This is a genomic window from Mesorhizobium sp. A623 (assembly GCF_054489405.1).
This window is the reverse complement of record NZ_JBTMXB010000014.1, coordinates 79,261-99,764: the sequence shown is the minus strand read 5'-3', so window position 1 is coordinate 99,764 and position 20,504 is coordinate 79,261. Positions and strand designations below refer to the sequence as shown.

The following is a 20,504-nucleotide window of genomic DNA, read 5'->3' as shown; positions in this document are numbered from 1 at the left end:
GGTTCGGGTTCGAGGATAAAATGGCCGGCAAAAAGAAGCCCCTCGTCATCATCACGCGCAAACTGCCCGACGCGGTCGAGACGCGCATGCGCGAACTGTTCGACGCGAGGCTGAACGTCGAGGACCGGCCGATGACGCAGCCCGAACTGGTTGCGGCGGTGCGCGAGGCCGATGTGCTGGTGCCCACCATCACCGATACCATCGATGCCGCGCTGATCGAGCAGGCGGGCGAGAACCTCAAGCTGATCGCCAATTTCGGCAACGGCATCGACAAGATCGACGTCGCCGCCGCCGCCAGGAAGGGCATCACCGTTACCAACACGCCCAACGTGCTGACGGAAGACACGGCAGACATGACCATGGCGCTGATGCTGGCGCTGCCGCGCCGGCTGACCGAAGGCGCCAATGTGCTGACCGGCGACAACCGCTGGCCCGGCTGGTCGCCGACCTGGATGCTCGGCCGGCGCATCTGGGGCAAGCGGCTGGGCATCGTCGGCATGGGCCGCATCGGTACCGCCGTCGCCAAGCGGGCCAAGGCGTTCGGCCTTTCGATCCATTACCACAACCGCCACCGCGTGCTGCCGGCGGTGGAAGAGGGGCTGGAGGCCACCTATTGGGAAAGCCTCGACCAGATGCTGGCCCGCATGGACATCATCTCGGTCAATTGCCCTTCGACGCCGGCAACGTTTCATCTCTTGTCGGCGCGCCGGCTGGCCTTGCTCCAGCCTACGGCCTACATCGTCAATACCGCGCGCGGCGACATCATCGACGAAGACGCGCTGGTCAAGCTGATCCACGAGGGCAAGATTGCCGGCGCCGCCCTCGACGTGTACGAAAACGAGCCGGCCCTGAACGCCAAGCTTCTCAAGCTGGCCACCAAGGGCAAGATGGTGCTGTTGCCGCATATGAGTTCAGCCACCATCGAAGGCCGCATCGACATGGGCGAGAAGGTCATCATCAACATTCGCGCCTTTGTCGACGGCCACCGCCCGCCCGACCGCGTACTGCCGCTGCGGACGTGAGTCCTAGAGGGTCACCGTCAACTCGCCATTTTCGCTGATCGCGACCGTCTTGCCGCGATATGCGTCGAAGCTTTCGCGGGCCAGCCGCAGCGCCGGCGGTGTCGGCCAACCCATCTCCCGCGCCACGATCAGCCCGAGCAGCAGGATCGCGTCAGGCTCGTGCAGCACGAGTGCTGCCGGTGCATGGCCGTTATGGACGAGTTCCAGCAGGACCGCCGAGGCGGACGACGAGCCGATGGTTCCCGGCAGGAACAACACGCGCCCGGCGATGGTCTGGCCGCATTGCGGATGCCGTACATCGGCGATCCGCCCGGTTTTTGCATCGACCCCACCCCAGAAGCTGATCGGAGCTGTCAGCACCAGCGCCTCGCCCGCACCAGCGCCTCCCGGCACCAGGATTTCCGCGACGCCGGTCATGTCGCGATGTCCTCGAAAACGGGCTTGCCAAGAACGGCGCTTTCGACGCAATCCGCCAGCGAGCCGTAGAGCACGAAATAGCCGGTATTGCCCGGCGCGTAATGGGCGAACTTGCCTGAATTGGTCATCAGCACGCCGTCAGTCAGCACAGGCAGGATCGGCGTCACCACCACGCAGGTATCGGCGACGATGGTGACGCTGCTTGCCTCGAGCGATGCACGCCTGCCGTTCTGTTCCAGAAGCGCAAGCACATGGCGGCCGGTGCAGGCATAGAAGGGCACGCTGAGCCGCCGCCCGGCGATCCGCCGCTCCAGCGTCTCGAATTCCGCCGCCGAAAGATGCGGACTGCCGATGGCGACGGCATCGATGGCTTGCGGCTTTACCGCCGTCGAAAGGGCTGCGCGTGCCGCAGCGACCATTTCCACTGTCACGCGGATGACGGTTTCGGGTTCGACGCCGCCAAGGGCGGCATCAGTGTCCGGGGCTTCCGGGGTGACGCCGGCAATGTGAAAAAGCCCGACCGCGCCGGAAGATGCCGCAGCGGCGCCAAACGCCTTCAGCGCATCCTCGCCCGGATGGCGCGAAATGCCGGAGACGACGCCCACGGCGCTGCCTGCCTCGCGCCCGTAAAGGCTGCCGAGGATCGGCCAAGCGATTTCGGAGTGGAGGAAGGCTGCGGGCAGGCCGGAAACGTCGAACAGCAGCGTCGCGCGCCTGTTTTCCGGCCGGTGCAGCCCATAATCGGGGGCATGGCCGGCAATGGCGCAGGCAATGTCGAGAAAATCGCCATAGCGGTTGGTGCGTGCGCCTAGAACCGAATTGCAGAACACGACGGCGTTGGATTCGCCCCAGGCGACATCGCTGCCCTGTGCCGGGCGATGTCCGGCCTGATAGGGCGCGCAGGTCCAGCTTGGTTCGCAGCCGAGCTTGCGATAGGCTTCCATCATTCTCCGCGCCATGCCGCGCTGCGGCTCTTCCAGCCGGACCTTGGAGCAGCCCATCAGGTCGAGCGCGCCGACATTGAGCGTCGCGCGCACCGCGACCTTCGCGCCGCCTGCGACCAGCCTTTCGGCAAACAGCGTGCCGGAATCGCCGTGATAGAGCGCGCCGTCTATATGCGCCGAGGCGATCGGGATGAGGCGTTGCGCGCCGAGCAACCGCGCGCTTTCAGCGACGATGCGCATGGCCATGGCCGCGCCGTCGCTTCCCGCCGCGATCGAGCGCTGTTCAGGGGTAAGGTCGAGCGCCAAGCGCTATCACTCCTTCGGGCTTGAATAGCGGATGGTGTCGAAGCGGGCGGCAAGCGCATCGTAGAGCAAGAGCCGGCCGACCAGCGGTTCGCCAATGCCGGTAATGAGCTTGATCGCTTCCATCGCCTGCAGCGTGCCGATGACACCCGGCAGCGCGCCCAAAACGCCGGCGGCGGCGCAAGATGGCACCAGCCCGGCCGGCGGCGGTTCGGGAAAAAGATCGCGATAGGACGGGTTTTGCCGCCCGTCGCTTGCCCTCTCGAACGGCTTCAGCACGGTTATCGATCCGTCGAAGCGGCCGATGGCGGCATGCACCAGCGGTTTGTGTTCCGCAGCGCAAGCGTCGGCGACCGCATAGCGCGTCTCGAAATTGTCGGAACCGTCGATCACGACATCATAGCCGGAGACGAGGGCAGGGGCGTTTTGCGCCGTCAGGCGCAGGGCATGCAGTTCGACCGCGACATGGGGATTGATCCGCGCAATCGACGCTTTTGCGCTTTCGCCCTTGCTTTGGCCAATGGACGCCGTTTCGTGGATGACCTGACGATGCAGGTTGGACAGCGACACGGTGTCGTCATCGACGATGCCGAGCGTGCCGACGCCGGCGGCGGCCAGATATTCGAGCACCGGCGAGCCGAGCCCGCCCGCGCCGATCACCAGCACCCGCGCGCGCTTCAGCTTCTGCTGGCCCGCGCCGCCGATCTCCGGCAGCACGATATGGCGGGCATAGCGTTCCAGTTCTTCGTCGGTGAGGGTGGTCATGGGGAAACCATAGTGCGGGCCGGAATGCTTGTCAGTAGCCGGTCGTTGGCCCAACCGCGCCGTGATCGACGCTCAGGAACTGCGCGCGGCCCTTGAGGCTGGCAAACAGCGAGGGTTCCGTGCCGGTCATGAAGACCTGGCAATTCAATTCCTCGAGGATGGAAAAAAGCGCTGCGCGCCGCCCGCCGTCCAGATGTGCGGCGATCTCGTCCAGCAGGAGGATGGGCCTCATGCCCGACATTTCACCGGTCAGCCGTGCATGCGACAGAATGATGCCGACCAGCAGCGCCTTTTGCTCGCCGGTCGAGCAGAGTTCGGCGGGCATCGCCTTGGGCCGGTGGCGCACGACAAGATCGGAGCGGTGCGGCCCGTCCAGCGTGCGCCCGGCTGCGCGGTCGCGCTCGCGTCCGGAGGCAAGCATCCGGCGAAACCGTTCCTCGACGTCGACCGCGGCAGCCGAGCCGATCTGCTCCTCCAGTTCGCCGGAAAGCGCCAGGTTGGCCTGCGGAAAGGGGCTGTCGCTCGGCAATCTTTCGATCATGGCCGCAAGCAGGCGCGCCAGTTCGACCCTGGCTGCGGCAATCGCCACCCCGGTTTCGGCCATCTGCGTTTCGATGGCTTCGAACCAGGGGTCGTTGCGCGATCCTTCGGCAAGCAGGCGGTTGCGTCCGCGCATCGCTTTTTCATAGTCGAGCGCACGTTGACCATGGCCGGCATCGACCGCCAGGACCAGCCGGTCGAGAAAGCGGCGACGGTCGCCCGCCGGTCCGGTAAACAGCGCGTCCATGGCGGGCGTCAGCCACACGACCCGCAGCCATTCCAGCATGGCATCGGTCGAACGCGCCGACGCGCCGTTGATGCGCACCCGCCTTGCCGCATCGCCGGCAATGATGCCGGTTCCGATTTCGACATCGCCTTGCGGGCCGTCAAGTGCGGCGTGAAGGGCAAAGCCGCCGTCGCCGCCTTCGCGCGCGACATCGCCGTAGGGCGCGCGGCGCAGGCCGCGCCCCGGCGTAAAAAGTGAAATCGCTTCCAGAAGATTGGTCTTGCCAGCGCCGTTGTCGCCGGTGAACACCACCGCACCGGGCCGCAAATCGATGGCCAACCCAGCATAGTTGCGAAAGTTGGTCAGCGACAGTCTGGTGAGGTGGGTTGCGCCGTTAGCTGGCATAGGCCTGCGCCACAGGGTAACTGACTTCCAACGGGCGCCTACACCCGCATCGGCATCAGCACGTAGAGCGTGGTCTCGTCGCTGGCGTCGTGGATCAGCGTTGGAGAACCGGCATCGGCAAGCATGAACCTGGCCTCGCTGCCGGTCAGCTGCGCTGCGACATCGAGCAGATAGCGTGCGTTGAAGCCGATCTCGATCGGGTCGGACGAATAATCCGCCGCAAGTTCTTCGGTGGCGCTGCCGGAATCGGGATTGTTGACGGCAAGCGTCACCTGGCCCTCAGCGATGGACATCTTGACCGCGCGTCCGCGTTCCGACGAGATGGTCGAGACACGGTCGACGGCAGCGGCAAAGCTCTGCCGGTCGATGACCAGCTTCTTGTCGTTGCCGGTCGGGATGACGCGCTGGTAATCCGGGAAGGTGCCGTCGATCAGCTTCGAGGTCAGCACGACTGAGCCGATGGTGAAGCGGATTTTCGTTTCCGAAAGCTCGGTGGTGACGGCGACATCCGGGTCGTCGACCAGCTTCTGCAATTCGCTGACCGTCTTGCGCGGAATGATGATGCCCGGCATGCCTTCCGAGCCGGCCGGCGCTTCCATCTCGGCGCGCGCCAGCCGGTGGCCGTCGGTTGCCACCGAGCGCAGCTTGAGCTTGCCGCCCACTTCATGCGTGTGAAGGTAGATGCCGTTCAAATAATAGCGCGTTTCTTCGGTCGAGATGGCGAACTGGGTCTTTTCGATCAGGCCCTTGAGGGCCGTCGAGTCGAGCCGGAAGATATGCGAGAACGAACCCGCCGACAGTTCTGGAAAGTCGGATTGCGGCAGGCATTGCAGGCGGAAACTGGAGCGGCCGGAGGCGACCGTCATGGCGTTGCCGTCTTCGTCCGTCTTGAGCATCACTTCCGCGCCATCGGCCAGCTTGCGCACGATGTCGTAGAGAAGATGCGCCGGCACGGTCGTCGCACCACCCTGTTCGACCCTGGCGGGCGTTGCCTCTGTGATTTCCAGGTCGAGGTCGGTCGCCTTCATTTCAAGGCTGGCACCATCGGCCGCCAGGAGCACGTTGGACAGGATCGGAATGGTATTGCGGCGCTCGACCACGCGGTGGACGTGGTTGAGGGATTTCAGGAGATTTGACCGTTCCAGGATGACGCGCATGACGATAGAGGCTCACTTGACTGAACAAGCGGGTCGCCGATGACCGGTGCCCGCGGAAGGTCTGAACAGGGTCAGATTTGCGCCAAACTGACAGGAAAATCCATTCAAACGCAAGCCCGCGAAGCCGGTTCAGGACGGCATCGCAGGCTTTTTGGGGATAACACCGCCGAAACAGCGTTCGGCGGCATTCGGCCTGCGTTCAAGCCTGGTCGTTGATCAGCCTGCGCAGCAGTTCCAGTTCCTGCGCCAGCGTGTTGTCGCCGCCGGAAAGGTCTTCGATCTTGCGCACCGCGTGCAGGACCGTGGTGTGGTCGCGCCCGCCGAAACGCCGGCCGATTTCCGGCAGCGAGCGCGGCGTCATCACCTTGGCCAGATACATGGCGATCTGCCTCGGCTTGACGATGGTGCGGGTGCGGCGGTTGGACAGAAGCTCGGTCTTCGAAACGTTGTAATGGCGGGCAACGATGCGCTGGATGTCTTCGATGCGAACCCGCTTCGGCTCGCCGGTGCGGTAGATATGGCCGAGGATCTCGTCGATGCGGTCGATGGTGATTTGCGGCTCGAAGGACTGGCGGAACAATAGCTGGTTGAACGCGCCTTCCAGTTCGCGGCCGCTGCCGGTCACGGTGCGAGCGACGTGGTTGAGGATTTCCTCGGAAATATCGAGCGGCGTGCCTTGGGCCGTCGCCGTCTCCAGGCGAAGCTTGAGCATGTCGAGGCGCATGGAGAAATCCGGCGCCGACATTTCCAGCGCAACACCGCCATTGAGACGGGAGCGAACGCGCGGCTCCAGCGATTCCAACTCGGAAGGCGGGCGGTCGGCCGCAACCACCACCTGCTTGGCGCTGTCGAGCAGCATGTTGATGAGATGGCAGAATTCATGCTGAATCGACTTGCCCTGCAGGAACTGCATGTCGTCGATGATGAGGAGGTCGATGTCGCGCAACTGTTCCTTCAGCGTCAGGGCGTTGTTGTCGCGGATGGCCGTGGCGAAGCGCCACATGAAATACTCCGCCGTCAGATAAACGACGCGCGATTTCGGGTTCTGCCGCAGTGCTTCGGCCGCGATAGCCTGTAGAAGATGCGTTTTGCCGAGACCGACCGAGGCGTGCAGGAAAAGCGGGTTGAAGCGCACGGCATTGGACTGGGATTCCGCCACGGCGCGGGCCGCAGCGAACGCAACCCGGTTCGACGGGCCTTCGATGAAGGAGGAGAACGTATAGCGCGGATCGAGCGGCGAGCCGAGCACGCTTTGGCGCATCTCGCCATCGGCGGGACGCCCATGTGGCATGGCCGAACGCTCGGGCCGGCCCGCTACCGTGCTGGAGGCAAGCGCTGTCTGGGTCTGCCGCGTCGCCTTGGATGCGGGCAGGGCCTCGGCCTGGGGGCTGGGAACATGGCGCGTGGCCGTCCGCACGATGATTTCGATCTTCAGGAGGTCCGGATCCTCCTGCTTCCATAGTTCGCAGATGACGTCGAGATAGTGCCCGTTGATCCACGAGCGCAAGAATGCGGTCGGGACCGAGATGCGAATGATCCCCTTGGACGCTTCCGCCAGTTTCATCCGGCCGAACCAGCTTGAATAGACTTCGCTGCCAAGGCGCGCCTTCAACTGGATCTTGACGCGCTCGAACCTCGATTCCGCTTCGCTGGACGCCGCCATCCGATCCCCATGGGCCAAATTTACCTGAAGAGGGAGGTTGTCACCAAACTCCCTGTCGACGCCGCTTTGCATGCTTAAATTCCTTGTACCTGTTTGCGCCGGGGGTGCGCCTCCTGCACCCTTGGTCCGGCGATCTGCCATTCCTTGGAAATTCGCAGCCGCCGCCGGCCACAAACCCAGTCCCCCCGAGGAACTAACGCTCCTCGGAAATGCCGCCCCGCAAGGCATAGCAACAGCGTCCGGCAAACTGCCGGACCGGTAACAATGCTACGCTACCCCAGTCCCCACGCATCGAAAGCAAACCAAACCCGTTCGCGGAGGTTGCCCCGCGTTGTGAATTCCGCCAATTTTGGCTGGCCTATTTAGGTAGGTAGAGAGCCGCTGGCCCTTCCCTTTCGATGGAGGGACACTACCGAATTCCCTGTGGACAGGGCAAGGGCGCGACTAACACATTTTTAACGAATCTGGTTACCGGGACGGTTGCCGGGAGCTTGCCGGCAGGGTCGCTTCAGGCAAAGCCGTTGTGATTCAAACTCTTTTCCGGGAAACCGGAAAACGGGCCGCGCCGGTTAATTTTTTTTTATAATTCGCTTGACAGCAACTTGTCCCCGCTTGGCGGCCGGCGCTGTGCAGAACCTGTGCATTACCTGTTGTAAATATTTGAAAAGAATAACTTATTTGTGACAGGCGACGCGACGCTGCCGCGGTTCGGCCTGCTGCTGAAACATTCGTCTCGATGAATATGCCGGCAAAGATTTAAAGGCGTCGGGCGTCGGATACAAATTGCTCTTTTTTAAACCATTGCCGGCAAACGCAAAAAGCCCGGCGCGGTGCGCCGGGCTTTTACGAAAATCCAAAAATGCGGTCAGGCAGTCAGCGTCTTGACGCGATGGGCCAGACGCGAAACTTTGCGGGACGCTGTGTTCTTGTGCAGGACGCCTTTGGTGGCGGCGCGCATCAATTCCGGCTCGGCTGCCTTGAAGGCGGCTGCGGCAGCGACCTTGTCGCCGGCCGCCAGTGCCTCTTCGACCTGGCGGACATAGGTGCGAACGCGCGAGCGGCGGTTCTTGTTGATGGCCGCACGGCGGACGATCTTGCGCGTGGCCTTTTTGGCCGAGGAGGTATTGGCCATGACGCCTCTTTCCGATCTCTGTGGTGAGCGCTTGCGCGCAAAAAACAACGGGCAGCCGCAGGGCCACCTCGATTGGTGCGGCTTATAATTCAGCTTTCCCGGCGCGTCAACGCTGAACCCCAGTCTTTTTGCGGTCTACGATGATCTCTTGTTGCGGTCTGCGACGATCAGCGATTGACGAAATTCGCCTTCCGCTTCTCGGTAAAGGCGGCCATGCCTTCTTTCTGGTCCTCGAGCGCGAACATGGAGTGGAAAAGGCGCCTTTCGAAACGCAATCCCTCGCACAACGTCGTCTCAAAGGAGCGGTTGACGGCTTCCTTGGCCATCATCACCGCCGGCAGCGAAAAGTCGGCGATCTTCGTGGCCGCCTTCAGCGCTTCCTCGAGCAATGTCTCGGCCGGCACGATTCGCGAGACGAGGCCGCAGCGCTCGGCCTCGGCGGCGTCCATCATGCGGCCTGTCAGCACCAGGTCCATGGCCTTTGCCTTGCCGACGAAGCGGGTGAGTCGCTGCGACCCGCCCATGCCCGGCATGACCCCAAGCGTAATCTCCGGCTGGCCGAACTTGGCGTTGTCGGCGGCGATGATGAAGTCGCACATCATCGCCAGTTCGCAGCCGCCGCCCAGCGCATAGCCGGCGACCGCCGCGATTACCGGCTTGCGGGCGCGGGTAAACTCTTCCCAGCCGACGAAGAAGTCCTGCAGATAGGCTTCCACATAGGATTTGGATTGCATTTCCTTGATATCGGCGCCCGCCGCGAAGGCCTTTTCCGAGCCGGTGACGACCAGGCAGCCGATGCCGGCGTCCGCCTCGAATACCTTTACCGCGGCGAGAAGGTCGGCCAGCACCTGCGAGTTCAGCGCATTGAGCGCCTTCGGCCGGTTCAGCGTGATCAAGCCGACCTTGCCGCGCGTTTCCGTCAGGATCGTCTCATAGGCCATGTTTTTTCTCCTCGCATTCGCAACAAGCCATTCGATCTATCGCAATGCCGGCCCGCCCTCAATGCCAGCCGACTGTTGGGGCCGATAGATTGTCGGGGACGGGGCTTTCCTTCAGCGCTGGCACGTCGGGCAATAGAAGGTGGAGCGGCCGCTCTGGACGATGCGCTCTATATGGCCGTTGCAGCCGGGCGTCGGGCAGGGCGCTTCTTCGCGGTCGTAGACGGCGAAGGAATGCTGGAAATAGCCAAGGCTTCCATCGGCGTGGACATAGTCGCGCAGCGAAGAACCGCCGGCCGCGATGGCGTCTGCGATGACCGAACGGATGGCGGTGGCGAGACGCTCGCTCTGCTCACGGACCTTCTTGCCCGGCCCGGCGATGGTGCCGGCCGCCCGCAGCGGCGACAGGCCGGCGCGCCACAGCGCTTCCGACACATAGATGTTGCCAAGGCCGGCAACCAGCCGCTGGTCGAGAAGGGCAGCCTTGAGCGGTGCCTTGCGATCCTTGAACAGCGACGCGAGCAACGCGCCGTCCAGCGTATTGCCGGTCGGCTCGACACCGAGGCCGGCCAGCATCTTGTGTTCGTTGACCGGTCCCTCGGCAAACAGCATGAAGCCGAAGCGGCGCGGATCGTTGAAGATCACGCGGGCAGTGTCGCCCGCCGCCGAAACGAGGTGAAAGACGACATGGTCGTGGGCCGCGTTCTTGGAGCGGTCGTGGTGAAAAGCGCCGGGCACCTGTTCGGCGTCCTGCATCTCGATGCGGAAAGAGCCCGACATGCCGAGATGGCAGAGGAGGTTAGGCCCGCTTTCCATTTCCAGCGTCAGATATTTGGCGCGCCGGCCAAGCGACACGACCGTCTTGCCGCGGAGCCTTTCCGAAAACCGCTCGGGGAAGGGAAAGCGCAAATCGGGCCGGCGTGCCTCGACGCGCAGGATGCGCGCGCCTTCCAGAACGGGTTGCAGGCCGCGCCTTACCGTTTCGACCTCGGGCAGTTCAGGCATGGCCACCTATCGCGTGCAGGAATGACGTGCCGTGCTCGCTGCGCGACAGGCCAAGATGTTCGGCGACGGTAGCTCCAATGTCGGCGAAGGTCGGCCTCAGGCCGATGCCGCCGCCTTTGAAGCCGGGTGCGACGCCGAACACCGGAATGCGTTCGCGGGTATGGTCGGTGCCGCGCCATGTCGGGTCGTTGCCATGGTCGGCCGTCAGCACGAACAGGTCGCCGGGTCTCAGTCTCGCCAGTGCCTCGGGCAAGCGCCGGTCGAAGGCTTCGAGCGCCGCGGCATAGCCCGGAACGTCGCGGCGGTGGCCGAATTCGCTGTCGAAATCGACGAAGTTGGCGAAGACGAAGTCGCCGTCGCCCGCATCGTCCATCGCACCGAGCGCCTTGTCGAACATCGCCATGTTGCCCGCGCCCTTGCGGGTTTCGGAGACGCCGCGATGGGCGAAGATGTCGCCGATCTTGCCGATGGCGATGACGCGCCGGCCTTGCGCGGTCAATCGGTCGAGCAACGTCGGCTGAGGCGGCGACACGGCATAATCGCGGCGGTCGGGCGTGCGCTGGAAGGTGGCGGCGGTTTCGCCGATGAACGGTCGCGCGATCACGCGCCCGATCTTGAGCGGGTCGCACAGCCGACGCACCACCGTGCAGAATTCATAGAGCCGGTCGAGGCCAAAATAGGTTTCGTGCGCGGCGATCTGGAGCACCGAGTCCACCGATGTATAGCAGATGGGCTTGCCGGTCCGGATATGCTCCTCACCGAAATCCTCGATCACCGTGGTGCCGGGCGCATGGCGGTTGGCCAGGATGCCCGGAACCTTGCCTTCGCGGATCATGGCGTCGGTCAGCGAGGCGGGAAAGGAGGGCACCGTGTCGGGGAAATAGCCCCAGTCGAAAAGCGCGGGCAGGCCGGCGATTTCCCAATGGCCGGACGGCGTGTCCTTGCCGCTCGAAACTTCCTGCGCCGCGCCGTGAAAGGACGATGGAAGTAGCCGCGCAGCCCCGTCCTCGAACAAGAACCCGGTGGCGATTTCGGCTGCGTGCACCAGCCCAAGGGCGGCCATGTTGGGGATGGCGAGCGGGCCTTGGCGCAGGCCCAGCCTGTCGCCCATGCCGTCAGTGCAGGCCTGCGCGATATGCCCGAACGTGTTGGCGCCGGCATCGCCATAGCGCGCCGCGTCGGCAGCACCGCCTATGCCGAAAGAATCGAGTACGAAAACGAAAGCGCGCGCCATCCGAACCTGTGTGCATCAACCTGACGGCTGAGACATAGGAGTGCGCTCGCTCAATGGCAATCGGCAACTGGAGCCGGCCCTAGAGGAAACGCATCAGCAGGTGGCGCACGCGACCGATGTGCTCATGCGCGGCCGCAGATAATAGGTTTCGCTCATCGAGATGTTGCTGAAGGCGGAAGAGAGGCCCAGCGGTCGCTTGTCGCTCTCGGCGGCCCAGGCGATGACAGGCTTGTATTCAAGCGAACTCTGCACCCGCACGATATGGGTGCCGGCGATCTTGAGGGCATCCGGAACCGTGGTCTCGGATTCCTTGGCCTCACCGGCAGAATCGACGCCCTTCACCAGGCGGCGCGACCACGATACCTCGGCCCTCGGCGGGGTATCGCCGGTTATCTCGATCTCGGTGATGATGATTGTCGGGTCCGACCGGTTATAGGGCTGCAGCGTGGCCTGGCCGATCTGCATGATGGCCTTGAGGCTGGCAGGGGTTACGTTTTGCTGTTGAGCCACGAGATCGGCCACCATCGAGCCGATGCGGCTGACCTTCTTGCTGGTCTCGATGCCCTGCGACACTTCCATCGTGACGAAATACATGGCCAGCAGCAGGGGGGCGATGAATGCGAACTCGATTGCCGCCACACCGCGCCGGTCACGGCAAAGCCGGATCGCTTGCCTGATGCAGGCCGAAGCCTTGCGATGTGCCCCCGCACAAACCGACATCTTGTTGTCCTTCCCGTTGCCCCGTGCCGCCGTCAAATCAGTTGTCGAATGGTTCGTTTTGCCAGGTCGTCGAAGCGTAGTGCAGCGTCTTGCCCTTGCCCGCATTCGACATCCACGTGCTCATGAAATCGGTCATCACCGGCCATTTGTAGAACACCCGCAGCATGTTGATCGTGCCGGAGTCGCCGGGCGAGACAGTGAATGCGTTACCCGTTCCGCTCAACACGATGTCGCCATTGTTGATCGTGAAACCGGCAGCTGCGGCTTCGGCGAAAGTGTCGTATTTGCGCAGGTCGACCGACAGGCCGGGACAACCCTTGGCGACCATGATCTCGAGCCTGGAGCAGATTTCCTTCTCGACCTTGTCGGTGGCCTGCGGGGCCGTCAGCCCGGTCGTTCTCATCTGTCCCGTCCGGAACTGACGCGCCACGTCGTCGGTCGCATTGGCCATCACTTCCTGACCCGCAAACGAGATGCAGCTTTCGAGAATGGCGAAAACCAGCATGGAGAAGGGGATTGCAAGCGCCACGAACTCGATCGCGGTGCTGCCGCTGCGGTCGCGAAGGAACCGCCTGAGAAACCCGGTAGGTGCTGCCTTTTGTCTGACGCCTGCGGGCTTGGAATGGCTGCTCATGTCCGGTCCCTGCCGATCCTGATGCGGTTATCGGCCGGGACTGTAGCGGAAATCCGTTGAAGGCCGGTTTGGATGGTCGTTCAATTTGACGGATTTCGCTTTACCCGGCGCTAACCAGAAACAGGCCCGGCCGTGAACGAACATCGTCGACCCGATCAGTTCCCGCCGCTCAGTTCGCCCTCGGACTTCTTTTCGGCATCGGTCTTGAAGGAGCTTTCGCAATACGGCGTGCACGACATCGTCTGGACCTGCGCGCGGCGATAGATGCGGACCGACGATGCGTCCTGCCGAACCACAGTGACCTGTTCGTCGATGATCGGGCTGCCGTCGCTGTCGAGCACGACGAGGTTGGTAACGCCGAACCCCTTGCCGGTCAGAACGATGGTCGAGGCATCCTGGACCGAAGCATCGGCGATGCCCGGATTGCCGATCACGATCGTGTCGGCGGCGCGCGCCAGCTTGACGATCTTTGCCTCGTTCATCGTGACTTCGATTCCGGCTCCAGCCTGGGCAGGCAGGCAGGCAGTCGCAAAAACCGCGGCGGCTATCGCAAAGGATCTGAAGTTGGCCATGGTGCTCCCCGGGACCCAAACTGTTCAACAGACAATGAACGAGATTGGTGAACCAACGGTTAAGCAGCACTTGCGGCAGGCCGGTTCGCTGCGGCTCACCGATCCTTAACGGAATCGCGTTAATCTTTCAGCGATACATTGGCCCTTGTACGGTGCTCGAAACAAATGCTTGAAGCGTTGATTTTCGTCGTTTTTCCGTTCTGCATGGTGTTTACCGCGATCTCGGACATGCTGTCCATGACCATCGCCAACCGTGTCCCGTTGTTGCTGATCGTCGTTTTTGCGCTGGCGGCCCCGCTGACCGGCATGGATTGGGCGACCTATGGCTGGCATTTCGCAGCCGGCGCGTTGGTGTTGAGCGTGACTTTCGGGCTTTTCGCCATGGGCGGCATGGGCGGCGGCGATGCCAAGCTGCTCGCCGCAACCGCCATCTGGATGGGCTTCAATGTCCAACTCCTCGAATATCTGGTGATTTCGTCGTTCCTGGGCGGCGTCCTGACCCTGGGCATACTGGCCTATCGCAAGTCGACGCTCGCCGTCTTTACCCGCCACAGCGCCTTCCTGCAGCATCTGGCCAACGAGCAGACGGGTATTCCCTATGGCATCGCGCTGGGGATCGGCGGCCTGCTGACCTATCCGGACACGTCCATGATGACATGGGCGCTCGCACAACTGGCGGGTTGACCGCGCGGATACCCGGCTATTGGAGGCCGGTTAAAAGCGCTCGTTACTGAAGTCCGAGCGTTCGAATGCTTCGAACATCTCTAAACGTTAAATTAATCACAATCGTAAGCATTGCGTTAACTATAATTTGACGATTGCCGCTGCAATGTTCCGCTTGGCTAGGTGGTTTGCCAAGGGCGAGGGTTCGGACATATGCCAGCATCCCGACTTATAATTCTGGGCGTGGCGGTAGCTGCTGCGGGCGGCGCCGGATACGTAGCGAAGAACATGGTGGCGATAGCGCCGCAGGAAGTCGTCGTCGATGCCGGACTGCCGACGCCGAGCATCGCGCTGAAGGATGTCCTCGTGCTTTCCGGCGACGTGCCGATCGGCGATCCCGTGGGCGCCAATCTCGGATGGCAGGCCTGGCCGGCCGATGGTCTCAACGAGAATTTCATTACCCGCGACGCCGAGCCGGACGCGGTCGAAAAGCTGAAAGGCTCCGTCGCCCGCATGGCAATGTTTGCCGGCGAGCCGCTGCGCCGGTCCAAGCTGATCCCCGAGGGGCAGAGCTTCATGTCGTCGATGCTGCCGGCCGGCAGCCGCGCCGTCGCCACGTCGATCGCGGCCGACACGTCCGCCGGCGGCTTCATCCTTCCCAACGATCATGTCGACGTCATCATGACGCGCCGGGCCGATGCCACAGGCTCCACCGGGTTTACCACCGAGACGATCCTGCAGAACATCCGTGTGCTGGCGATCGACCAGACCATCCAGGAGGATGAAGAGGGCAAGAAGACCAGGGTTGGCCAGACGGCGACACTGGAGCTGACGTCCCAGCAGGCGGAAATCATCACCGTGGCCCAGCAGATGGCCGATCGCCTGACGCTGGCGCTGCGCTCGGTCAAGGACACGCAGGAGAAAGCCACCGGCGAAGCCGACTACCTGGTTTCCGGGAATGGGCGGCGAGGAACGGTGCGCCTGATCAAGTCCGGCGAAGTTTCCGAAGTAGGGGCAAGGAAATGAGGTCCATCAGAAAACTCCCGATCGTCTTTGCCGCCGCCGCCAGCCTGATGCTGGTGGGAACTTATGCGCAGGGCGTCGATCAGGCGAGTGCCGCCGGCGCGGCGCGGGTAACGGCATCCAAGGCGGTGCAGCGGGTCAAGCTTGGCCTGAACAAATCGGTCGTCATCGACCTGCCGAGCGATGCCTATGACATTCTGGTCGCCAATCCGGCCGTCGCCGACGCCGTGACACGCACCGCAAGGCGCATCTATCTGTTCGGCAAGTCGGTGGGCGAAACCAACATCTTCGTCTTCGGACCCAATGGCGAGCAGATCGTCAGCCTCGACCTTTCCGTCGAGCGCGACGTCGCCGGGCTCGAGGATTATATCAAGCGCTTCATCCCGACATCCGAAGTCAAGGTCGAATTGCTCAACGACAACGTCGTGCTGACGGGAACCGTCGATACGCCGCTCGACGCCAAGCGCGCCGCCGACCTTGCCAATATCTTCGTGTCAGGCGGCGAGGCGACGACCGGCCAGTATTCGCAGACGGCAGCCGGCGGATCCGCGCAAAGCGGCGTCAGCATCGACAACCCGGATTCGCAACGACGAACCTCGCAGATCGTCAACCTGCTGCAGATTGTCGGCGAGGATCAGGTGACGCTGAAAGTGACAGTCGCGGAAGTAAGCCGCTCCGTCATGAAACAGCTCGGCGTCAAGCTGATCGGGCAGGCGGACGGAATTTCGTTCCAGTCTCTTGCCTCAACGGCGGAATCCGTCGCGCAGGCTGGTACCAGGGGATCGCCGGTCGGCAGCCTGCCCAGCTATCTGAGCGGCACCATGAACGCCATGGAACAGTCGGGCGTCATGAAGACGCTGGCCGAACCCACGCTAACCGCCGTCTCCGGTGAAAAGGCGACCTTCAAGGTCGGCGGCGAATATAACGTCGTTTCCGGGGTAACCAATGAAAACGGCGTGCGCACGACCACGCTGAACAAGATCGATTACGGCATCGGTCTCGAATTTCAGCCGGTGGTGCTGTCGGCGGGACGCATCAGCCTGAAGGTCAGAACATCCGTTTCGGAGCCGACCTCCGACGGTGCCGTCCAGATGGAAGGCAGCAACATTCTTTCGCTTCGCAAGCGGCTTGCCGACACCACCGTCGAACTGCCGTCGGGCGGGTCCATGATGATCGCGGGCCTGGTCAATGACGATGTTCGCCAGACCATCAATGCGGTGCCTGGATTGACCAAGATTCCCGTGCTTGGCGCGCTCTTCCGGAGCCGTGAGTTCGTCCGCAATGAAACAGAACTGGTCATCATCATCACGCCTTATCTGGCGCGCCCGGTGGCTCGCAACGAACTTGCCAAGCCCGACGACAACTTCACTCCGGCAAGCGACGGCGCGGGCATTTTCCTAGGCCGCGTCAACCGCGTCTATGGAACCATGCAGACCGATAGACCGAACGGCCGCTACCACGGCGTCGTCGGCTTCATTTACAAGTAAGCGGGGAACCCGGTCATGTCTCAGTCAGCATTCAAGGCCAGGATGGAAGTCGCCGCATCGCGCTCCGGCCGCTCACGCGCCTGTCTTCTGGCAGCACCCATCCTGGCAGTGGCCGCCATCGGCCTGTTGTCGGGTTGCGCCAACCGCGACAGCGTCACGGTCGGTTCGATCCCGGACGACTATCGCACCAACCATCCGATCGTGATCTCCGAAAAGGACGAGAAGATCGATCTGCCCGTGGGCGCCGGCGACCGCGGCATGACGCAATACCAGCGCCAGACACTCGCGGGCTTCCTCGACGGCTATGACAAGAGCGCGGCACCCGCGCTGACCATTCTGGTTCCATCGGGATCGGCCAACGAAATCGCCGCCGCCACGGCAGGGCGCGATTTCGCCAAGTTCGCGGCGAAGAACGGCATCCCCCGCAACCGCATCGCGGTGGCGTCCTACCAGGCCAGCTCGTCGGAAACCTCCGCCCCCATCCGCGTCAGCTACTCGCGGCTTCGCGCCCACACCGACAAATGCGGCCGCTGGCCCGACGATCTGCTCCAGAACGTGGAGAACAAGCATTACGCCAATTTCGGCTGTTCGTCTCAGAACAACCTTGCCGCCCAGATCGCCAATCCGGCCGATCTGCTCGGGCCGCGCAAGCAGACCCCAATCGATGCCGAAAATCGCAGCACGGTGATCGACGTCTATCGAAATCGAGAAATTTCGGGTGAGTTTCTCGGTAATTCGGAAGTGACGTATTGAGCCGGGCCAAAGGCACGCAAGTCACGGAAAGAGCATGACGATGAGCAATCTGGCTTTTGAAACCAGCGTCGACAGTGTCGAAACCTCGCATCAGGATATTTCCACGATGCAGGCGCTGCGGCCGATACCGCGCATTTCCATCCAGGCCTTCTGCGAGACGGAGGGCGTCTCCGGCCCCATCGAACGGGCCGGCGAGGATCGTCGCATGGCCAAGGCCCATCTGAAGGTTCATATGGGCGGCATCCCGACCGCGGTCGAATTCTACCAGTCGGCGCCGACGCCTAACCTCATCATCCTGGAGTCGCGGGCCGAGCCGAAGCAGTTGCTGGAACAGCTCATTCAATTAGCCGAATATTGCGACCCGACTTCGAAGGTGGTCGTCATCGGCCATTACAACGATGTCGGCCTTTACCGCGAGCTGATCCGGTCCGGCATTTCGGAATATGTCATCGCTCCGATCTCGATGGCCGATGTCGTCAGCGTGATCTCGACCATCTTCGTCGACCCCGAGGCCGAGCCGATCGGCCGCTCCGTCGCCTTCATCGGCGCAAAGGGTGGCGTCGGTTCTTCCACCGTGGCCCACAATGTGGCCTGGACGATGTCGACGCTGTTCAGGTCGGAGGTGATGGTAGCCGATCTCGACCTCGCATTCGGCACGGCCAACATCAATTTCGACCAGGACCCCGCCCAGGGCATCGCCGAGGCGGTTTTCTCGCCGGAGCGCATCGACGAGGTCTATCTCGACCGTCTTCTCGCGCAATGTGCTGAAAACCTCTCCTTGCTTGCGGCCCCCTCCACGCTGGAGCGCGTCTACGATTTCGACGCCGACGCCTTTGCCCATATCATCGACACGGCCCAGCGCACGGCCCCGATCCTTGTGCTTGACGTTCCCCATGTGTGGACCGGCTGGACGAAGAACACGCTGACCAAGGCGGACGAAGTGGTCATCACCGCCACGCCCGAACTGGCAAATCTGCGCAACGCCAAGAATCTGGTCGATATGCTGAAGCGGCTGCGGCCGAACGATACGCCGCCGAAACTTGTCATCAACCAGGCCGGCATACCCAAGCGTCCCGAGATTTCGGCCGACGATTTTGCCGAACCGCTGGGCTTGACGCCGATGGCGGTCATTCCATTCGACCCGCTGCTGTTCGGCAACGCATCCAATAATGGCCGCATGCTCGGCGAGATGGATTCCAAGAGCCCGATCGTCGGCATCATCAGCGAAATCGCCCATGTCCTTACCGGGCGAAGCGACATCAAGTCGAGGAAGAAGGCGGCTCTCGGCGGGCTGCTCGAAATGCTCAAGCGGAACAAGAAGTAGCGCTTTGGCGGGAGTGGGTATCGATCATGTTCGGTAAAAGAGGTAGTGACGACGGTAGCCGGCCCATTCCGGAAACGCGTCAACCTGTAGCCGCCGAAGCTTCGCCGCCGGCGAGTGCCGGCGCTGCGGAAACGTCGGTCATTTCCCGCCCGTCGGCGCCGTTGACGCCCGCTTCATCCATGCCGCCCGTGCGCCGGACCGTCGAGGCGCCGCCGATGGCGCCTGAGCCGAGGCGGGTGCAGCGCGAACGCAGCGAAGCCTATTACGACATCAAGAGCCAGGTTTTCTCGGCGCTGATCGACACCATTGACCTGTCGCAGCTTGCCAAGCTCGACCCCGAAAGCGCGCGCGAGGAAATTCGCGACATCGTCAACGACATCGTTGCGATCAAGAATTTTGCGATGTCGATCGCCGATCAGGAAGAACTGCTCGACGACATCTGCAACGACGTTCTGGGCTATGGGCCGCTGGAGCCGCTGCTGGCCCGCGACGACATCGCCGACATCATGGTGAACGGCTCCAAGAACGTCTATATCGAAGTCAACGGCAAGGTCGAGCAGACCACGATCCGTTTCCGCGACAACCAGCAGCTTTTGAACATCTGCCAGCGCATCGTCAGCCAGGTCGGACGCCGGGTCGATGAATCCTCGCCTATCTGCGACGCCCGCCTGCCGGACGGCTCCCGCGTCAACGTCATCGCACCGCCGCTCGCCATCGACGGCGCGGCCCTCACCATCCGCAAGTTCAAGAAGGACAAGCTGACGCTCGATCAGCTGGTCAAGTTCGGAACCATCACGCCCGAAGGGGCCGAGGTGCTCAAGATCATCGGCCGGGTGCGCTGCAACGTGGTGATTTCCGGCGGTACCGGTTCCGGCAAGACGACGCTGCTCAACTGCCTGACCAATTATGTGGATCGCGAAGAGCGCATCATCACCTGCGAGGATTCGGCCGAACTGCAACTGCAGCAGCCGCATGTGGTCCGGCTCGAAACCCGCCCCGCCAATCTGGAAGGCGAAGGCGAGGTCACCATGCGCGATCTCGTCAAGAACTGCCTGCGCATGCGGCCCGAACGCATCGTCGTCGGCGAAGTGCGCGGACCCGAGGTGTTCGACCTCCTGCAGGCGATGAACACCGGCCATGACGGCTCCATGGGCACCATCCACTCCAACAGCCCGCGCGAATGCCTCAACCGTATCGAATCCATGATCGCGATGGGTGGTTACACGCTGCCGCAGAAGACGGTGCGCGAGATCATCGTCGGCTCGATCGACATCATCATCCAGGCCTCTCGCCTGCGCGACGGATCGCGCCGCATCACCCACATCACCGAAGTGATCGGCATGGAAGGTGACGTCATCATCACGCAGGACCTGGTCCTGTATAACATCAAGGGCGAAGACGCGAACGGCAGGCTTATCGGCGAGCATGTCTCGACGGGCATCGGCCGTCCGCATTTCTGGGACCGCGCCCGTTACTACAACGAGGAACAGCGGCTGGCCAAGGCGCTCGAAGCGATGGAAAAACGTGCTGACTAGAGCATCGGGCCGAAAAGTGTGCAGCGGTTTTCGGGCTAACCC

At 62.8% G+C, this 20,504-nt stretch carries 20 protein-coding genes; 7 read left to right on the top strand and 13 right to left on the bottom strand.

What is annotated here, in order from left to right; all coding sequences use genetic code 11:
* The first annotated feature begins 20 nt into the window (after positions 1 to 20).
* Positions 21 to 1,022: a 2-hydroxyacid dehydrogenase gene (locus ACX3P1_RS16175; RefSeq protein WP_459080612.1), complete on the top strand. Its 1,002-nt coding sequence runs from the start codon at positions 21 to 23 to the stop codon at positions 1,020 to 1,022.
* A 3-nt stretch (positions 1,023 to 1,025) separates the two neighbouring features.
* Here the strand turns inward: ACX3P1_RS16175 and ACX3P1_RS16170 are convergent, their stop codons facing one another.
* The 13 genes from ACX3P1_RS16170 to ACX3P1_RS16110 form a co-directional block, all read right to left on the bottom strand.
* Complete coding sequence (locus ACX3P1_RS16170; RefSeq protein ID WP_459080611.1) at positions 1,026 to 1,439, bottom strand: aconitase X swivel domain-containing protein; 414 nt, start codon at positions 1,437 to 1,439, stop codon at positions 1,026 to 1,028.
* The gene (locus ACX3P1_RS16165; protein ID WP_459080610.1) at positions 1,436 to 2,689 is read right to left on the bottom strand and encodes an aconitase X; all 1,254 of its coding nucleotides are present in this window, start codon (positions 2,687 to 2,689) and stop codon (positions 1,436 to 1,438) included. The genes ACX3P1_RS16170 and ACX3P1_RS16165 overlap by 4 nt, the downstream gene beginning before the upstream one ends.
* Before the next feature lie 6 nt (positions 2,690 to 2,695).
* Complete coding sequence (locus ACX3P1_RS16160; protein WP_459080609.1) at positions 2,696 to 3,451, bottom strand: molybdopterin-synthase adenylyltransferase MoeB; 756 nt, start codon at positions 3,449 to 3,451, stop codon at positions 2,696 to 2,698.
* A gap of 31 nt (positions 3,452 to 3,482) precedes the next feature.
* On the bottom strand, positions 3,483 to 4,622 hold the full coding sequence (recF, locus tag ACX3P1_RS16155; protein WP_459080608.1) for a DNA replication/repair protein RecF: 1,140 nt from the start codon (positions 4,620 to 4,622) through the stop codon (positions 3,483 to 3,485).
* A gap of 38 nt (positions 4,623 to 4,660) precedes the next feature.
* Complete coding sequence (gene dnaN, locus ACX3P1_RS16150) at positions 4,661 to 5,779, bottom strand: DNA polymerase III subunit beta (protein WP_459080607.1); 1,119 nt, start codon at positions 5,777 to 5,779, stop codon at positions 4,661 to 4,663.
* A gap of 199 nt (positions 5,780 to 5,978) precedes the next feature.
* Positions 5,979 to 7,514: a chromosomal replication initiator protein DnaA gene (gene dnaA / locus ACX3P1_RS16145; RefSeq protein WP_459080606.1), complete on the bottom strand. Its 1,536-nt coding sequence runs from the start codon at positions 7,512 to 7,514 to the stop codon at positions 5,979 to 5,981.
* A gap of 793 nt (positions 7,515 to 8,307) precedes the next feature.
* On the bottom strand, positions 8,308 to 8,574 hold the full coding sequence (rpsT, locus tag ACX3P1_RS16140; protein WP_459080605.1) for a 30S ribosomal protein S20: 267 nt from the start codon (positions 8,572 to 8,574) through the stop codon (positions 8,308 to 8,310).
* 167 nt (positions 8,575 to 8,741) lie between these two features.
* Positions 8,742 to 9,515 carry an enoyl-CoA hydratase gene (locus ACX3P1_RS16135; protein WP_459080604.1) on the bottom strand — a complete coding sequence of 258 codons (774 nt, stop codon included), beginning with the start codon at positions 9,513 to 9,515 and terminating at the stop codon, positions 8,742 to 8,744.
* Positions 9,516 to 9,626: 111 nt separating this feature from the next.
* Positions 9,627 to 10,517, bottom strand: a complete 891-nt coding sequence (gene mutM, locus ACX3P1_RS16130; RefSeq protein WP_459080603.1) for a bifunctional DNA-formamidopyrimidine glycosylase/DNA-(apurinic or apyrimidinic site) lyase — start codon at positions 10,515 to 10,517, stop codon at positions 9,627 to 9,629.
* Positions 10,510 to 11,751: a phosphopentomutase gene (locus ACX3P1_RS16125; protein ID WP_459080602.1), complete on the bottom strand. Its 1,242-nt coding sequence runs from the start codon at positions 11,749 to 11,751 to the stop codon at positions 10,510 to 10,512. Before ACX3P1_RS16125 ends, mutM begins: the two co-directional genes overlap by 8 nt.
* A gap of 93 nt (positions 11,752 to 11,844) precedes the next feature.
* The gene (locus tag ACX3P1_RS16120) at positions 11,845 to 12,471 is read right to left on the bottom strand and encodes a TadE/TadG family type IV pilus assembly protein (RefSeq protein ID WP_459080601.1); all 627 of its coding nucleotides are present in this window, start codon (positions 12,469 to 12,471) and stop codon (positions 11,845 to 11,847) included.
* 37 nt (positions 12,472 to 12,508) lie between these two features.
* Positions 12,509 to 13,105: a TadE/TadG family type IV pilus assembly protein gene (locus tag ACX3P1_RS16115; protein ID WP_459080600.1), complete on the bottom strand. Its 597-nt coding sequence runs from the start codon at positions 13,103 to 13,105 to the stop codon at positions 12,509 to 12,511.
* A gap of 155 nt (positions 13,106 to 13,260) precedes the next feature.
* The gene (locus tag ACX3P1_RS16110) at positions 13,261 to 13,677 is read right to left on the bottom strand and encodes a pilus assembly protein N-terminal domain-containing protein (RefSeq protein ID WP_459080599.1); all 417 of its coding nucleotides are present in this window, start codon (positions 13,675 to 13,677) and stop codon (positions 13,261 to 13,263) included.
* A 165-nt stretch (positions 13,678 to 13,842) separates the two neighbouring features.
* Between ACX3P1_RS16110 and ACX3P1_RS16105 the strand changes: the two genes are divergently transcribed.
* The 6 genes from ACX3P1_RS16105 (at position 13,843) to ACX3P1_RS16080 (ending at position 20,462) form a co-directional block, all read left to right on the top strand.
* Positions 13,843 to 14,361 carry an A24 family peptidase gene (locus ACX3P1_RS16105; RefSeq protein ID WP_459080598.1) on the top strand — a complete coding sequence of 173 codons (519 nt, stop codon included), beginning with the start codon at positions 13,843 to 13,845 and terminating at the stop codon, positions 14,359 to 14,361.
* A 192-nt stretch (positions 14,362 to 14,553) separates the two neighbouring features.
* The gene (gene cpaB, locus ACX3P1_RS16100) at positions 14,554 to 15,366 is read left to right on the top strand and encodes a Flp pilus assembly protein CpaB (protein WP_459080597.1); all 813 of its coding nucleotides are present in this window, start codon (positions 14,554 to 14,556) and stop codon (positions 15,364 to 15,366) included.
* A complete protein-coding gene (locus ACX3P1_RS16095; RefSeq protein ID WP_459080596.1) occupies positions 15,363 to 16,850 on the top strand; it encodes a type II and III secretion system protein family protein in 1,488 nt (495 codons plus the stop codon). The genes cpaB and ACX3P1_RS16095 overlap by 4 nt, the downstream gene beginning before the upstream one ends.
* A 15-nt stretch (positions 16,851 to 16,865) precedes the next feature.
* A complete protein-coding gene (locus ACX3P1_RS16090; RefSeq protein ID WP_459080594.1) occupies positions 16,866 to 17,603 on the top strand; it encodes a CpaD family pilus assembly protein in 738 nt (245 codons plus the stop codon).
* Between the two features lie 34 nt (positions 17,604 to 17,637).
* Positions 17,638 to 18,927, top strand: coding sequence for an AAA family ATPase (locus ACX3P1_RS16085; protein WP_459080593.1), 1,290 nt, complete (start codon positions 17,638 to 17,640; stop codon positions 18,925 to 18,927).
* A 26-nt stretch (positions 18,928 to 18,953) separates the two neighbouring features.
* A complete protein-coding gene (locus ACX3P1_RS16080) occupies positions 18,954 to 20,462 on the top strand; it encodes a CpaF family protein (protein WP_459080592.1) in 1,509 nt (502 codons plus the stop codon).
* Positions 20,463 to 20,504: the final 42 nt, after the last annotated feature.